This window comes from Micromonospora citrea (genome assembly GCF_049629545.1).
Classification (GTDB): Bacteria; Actinomycetota; Actinomycetes; order Mycobacteriales; family Micromonosporaceae; genus Micromonospora; species Micromonospora citrea_A.
On sequence record NZ_JBNADX010000058.1, the window covers coordinates 1 to 4,414 of the forward strand.

General features: G+C 74.2%; 1 protein-coding gene. It reads left to right on the forward strand.

The window, feature by feature from the left end; all coding sequences use genetic code 11:
- Positions 1 to 4,414: SDR family NAD(P)-dependent oxidoreductase (locus ACPFP2_RS29745; RefSeq protein WP_424093546.1), on the forward strand; the 4,414-nt coding region annotated here is incomplete at both ends.

Here is a 4,414-nt window from a genome sequence, read left to right on the forward strand (position 1 = left end):
CCGTCCGGTGGCGGGATGCTGGCGGTGGGCGCGTCCGAGGCGGAGATCCGCGAGGTCACCGACTGCGGCAGCGCAGGTGGTGTGGATGTCGCGGCGGTGAACGGTCCCCGGTCGGTCGTCCTGTCCGGCCCGGCAACCGAGTTGGACCGGGTGGCGCAGCTCTGCGCCGAGCGGGGTTGGCGGGTCAAGCGGCTGTCGGTCAGTCACGCGTTCCACTCGCGTCTGATGGAGCCGATGCTGGACGAGTTCCGGGCGGTCCTGGCCGGGCTGGACTGGCGTGCGCCGAAGTTGCCGATCGTGTCGAACCTGACCGGCCGGGTCGCGGACCCGACGGACATCGCGGGGCCCGACTACTGGGTGCGGCACGTGCGAGAAGCGGTCCGGTTCGCCGACGCGATCACCACTCTGCACCAGGCCGGCGTGAGCACGTTCCTGGAGGTCGGTCCGGACGCGACCTTGACGGCGATGGCCGCCGACACCTCCACCGACCGGCCGGTCCACCTCGTGCCGGCCCTGCGCCGCGACCAACCGGAGGCCACGGCACTGGTCACCGCCCTGGCCCGGCTGCACGTCACCGGCACCCCCGTCGACTGGACGGCCTGGTTCACCCACACCGGCCACCAGCCCCGCACCGTCGACCTGCCCACCTACGCCTTCCAGCGCACCTGGTACTGGCCGGAGGTGGCGACGACCCCGGGCGGGAATGCCGGGATGGACAGCGAGCTCGACCAGCGGTTCTGGGCGGCGGTGGAGCAGGAGGACCTGGCCGGGCTGGGGGAGGAGTTCCAGCAGGCGGCGGAGCAGCCGCTGAGTGCGCTGCTGCCGACGCTGGCGCGGTGGCGGCGGGCGGGACGGCGACGCGGCACCGCCGACTCCTGGCGCTACCGCGTCGAGTGGCGACCCGCTCCGTCCGTACCCGAGCCGGGGCTGACCGGGACGTGGCTGGTCCTGGCGCTGCCCGACCAGGCCGACCACCCGCTCGTCGGTGGCCTGGCCGCGCACGGCGCCGACGTCGTTCCGGTGGTCCTCGACCCGTCGGCGACCCGCCGGGACGACGTGGCCGCGCGGCTGCGCGCCACGTTGCCCCAACTCGGCGAGGTCGCCGGGGTGGTGTCGTTGTTGTCGTTGTCCGGCCCGCAGCTCGGCGAGGTGCTGGCGGCGGTGCAGGCGCTGGGTGACTGTGCGGTGGGTGGTCGGGTGTGGTGGGTGACCCGGGGTGCGGTGTCGGTGGGTCGGTCGGATGCGTCGGTGGATCCGGTGGCGGCGGCTGTCTGGGGTTTGGGTCGGGTGGCGGCGTTGGAGGATCCGCGTCGGTGGGGTGGCCTGGTGGACGTGCCGGAGGTGGTCGACGCGCGGGCGGTGCGGCGTTGGTGTGGGGTGTTGGCGTCGGGGGTTGAGGATCAGGTGGCGGTGCGGTCGTCGGGGGTGTTCGTCCGGCGTCTGGTGCGGGCTGCTGATGATGTGGTGCGGCGTGGGTTCCGGTTGTCGGGCACGGTGTTGGTGACCGGTGGTACGGGTGCGCTCGGCTCTCGCGTCGCGGAGTGGGCGGTGCAGGCCGGGGCCGATCATGTGGTGTTGACCAGCCGGCAGGGTGAGCGGGCGGCTGGGGCGGTGGAACTCGCGGAGCGGCTGCGTGCCGCCGGAGCGCGGGTCACCGTCACCGCGTGCGACGTGGCCGACCGGGCGGCGCTCGCCGGGCTGCTGGACGGACTCACCACCCAGGGCGAGCCCGTGCGCGCCGTCTTCCACGCCGCCGGAGCACCCCAGTTCACCCCGCTGCCCGACATCACACCGGACGACCTGCGCGACGTCCTCCGCGCGAAGGTCGACGGCGCGGCGCACCTCGACGACCTGCTGCCCGACGGGCTGGACGCGTTCGTGGTGTTCTCCTCCATCGCCGGAGTGTGGGGCTCGGCCGGCCAGGCCGGCTACGCCGCCGCCAACGCGTACGCCGACGCCCTCGTCGCCCGGCGACGGACCCGCGGCGCGGTCGGCACCTCGATCGCGTGGGGACCCTGGGCCGGCGCCGGGATGGCCGTCCAGGGCGAGGCACAGGACCAGCTCGCCCGGCGCGGCCTGCCCGCGATGGCACCCGACCTGGCGATCACCGCCCTGCAGGGCGCCCTCGACCGGGACGACACCGCCGTGGTCGTCGCCGACGTCACCTGGGATCGGTTCGCCGCCTCCTTCACCGCCCTACGCCCCAGCCCGCTGCTCGGCGAGATCCCCGAGGCGCGACCCGAACCGGCCGGTGGCGAACCCACCGACGGTGGGCGGACGGGCCGCCGACTCGCCGGCATGACCCCCGCCGAACAGGACGCGCACCTGCTCGACCTCGTCCGCGCCCAGGCCGCCGCCGTACTCGGACACGCCACACCCGACGCCGTGCCGGCCGACCGGGCGTTCCAGCGGCAGGGCTTCGACTCGCTCACCGCCGTCGAACTGCGCAACCGGCTCACCACCGAGACCGGGCTCGCCCTGCCCAGCACGCTCGTCTTCGACCACCCCACACCGCTGGCCCTGGCCGCCCACCTGCGCGCCGAACTGACCGGCGCACCGGGCGGAGCACAGGAGCGGGAGCGGGTCGCCACGGTCGACGACGACCCGGTCGTCATCGTCGGCATGGCCTGCCGGCTGCCCGGCGGCGTCGACACCACCGACCAACTGTGGGACCTGCTCGCCACCGGCCGGGACGGCATCTCCGACTTCCCACTCGACCGGGGCTGGGACAGCTTCCTCGACGGCCGGCTCTCCGACACGTCGTTCCCCCGCCAGGGCGGCTTCGTCTACGACGCCGGCGCGTTCGACGCCGAGTTCTTCGGGATCTCCCCCCGCGAGGCCCTGGCCATGGACCCGCAACAACGCCTCCTGCTCGAGGTGTCCTGGGAAGCCGTCGAGTCCGCCGGTACGGACCCGTCGCGGCTGAAGGGCGAGCGGGTCGGCGTCTTCGCGGGCGCCAGCTTCCAGGGGTACGCCTCGACCGCGATGGGCCGCGACCAGGAGGTCGGCGGTCACCTGCTCACCGGCAACGCCACCAGCGTGCTGTCCGGGCGGGTGGCGTACTCGTTCGGGTTCGAGGGGCCGGCGGTCACCGTGGACACGGCGTGTTCGTCGTCGCTGGTGGCGCTGCACCTGGCGGCGCAGTCGCTGCGGGCGGGGGAGTGCGACCTGGCCCTCGCCGGCGGCGTCACCGTGATGGCGTCCCCGGCCACCTTCGTCGAGTTCCAACGCCAGGGCGGCCTCTCCGCCGACGGACGCTGCCGCTCGTTCGCCGACTCCGCCGCCGGCACCGGCTGGGGCGAGGGCGTCGGCATGCTCCTCGTCGAGCGCCTCTCCGACGCCCGGCGCAACGGCCACCGGATCCTGGCCGTGGTGCGGGGCTCCGCCGTCAACTCCGACGGCGCGTCGAACGGCCTGACCGCGCCGAACGGGCCGGCGCAGCAGCGGGTGATCCGGCAGGCGCTGGCCAACGCCCGGCTGAGCACCGCCGACGTGGACGCGGTCGAGGCGCACGGCACCGGCACGATGCTGGGGGACCCGATCGAGGCGCAGGCGCTGCTGGCCACGTACGGGCAGGGCCGGGAGGGCCGCGAACCGCTCCTGCTGGGCTCGATCAAGTCGAACATCGGGCACACCCAGGCGGCCGCAGGTGTGGCCGGGGTGATCAAGATGGTGCTCGCCATGCGGCACGGCCTCGTGCCGGCGTCGTTGCACGTGGACGTGCCGTCGTCGAAGGTGGACTGGACCTCCGGCGCGGTCACGCTGGTCACCGACGCGCGGCCGTGGCCGGACCTCGACCGGCCCCGCCGCGGTGCCGTCTCCTCCTTCGGGATCTCCGGCACCAACGCCCACGTGATCATCGAACAGCCGGAGCCGGAGCCGGTCGGGGCGTCGAAGGGCGATCCCCTGCCCGTCGTGCCGTGGCTGGTGTCGGGGCGGTCCACGGAGGCCCTGGCCGGGCAGGCCACCCGGCTCGCCGCGCACCTGCGAGGCGAGCAGGAACAGTCCCCGGTCGACCTGGCCTGGTCGCTGGCCACTGCCCGCGCCGCCCTCGAACACCGGGCGGTGGTGCTGGGCTCCACGGTCGACGACCTGCGCGCGGGGCTGGCGGCGCTCACTGACGGGATGCCCGCCCCCGACGTGGTCACCGGTCAGGTGTCGTCGGGTCGTCGGGCGGTGTTGTTCACGGGTCAGGGTGCGCAGCGGGCGGGTATGGGTCGGGAGTTGTACGACCGGTTCCCGGTGTTCGCGGATGCGTTCGATCGGGTGTGTGCGTTGTTCGATGCTCGGCTGGACCGTCCGTTGCGGGAGGTGGTGTTCGCCGAGTCGGGCAGTGACCTGGCGGGCTTGTTGGATCGGACGGTGTTCACCCAGGCGGGGTTGTTCGCGGTGGAGGTGGCGCTGTATGAGCTGC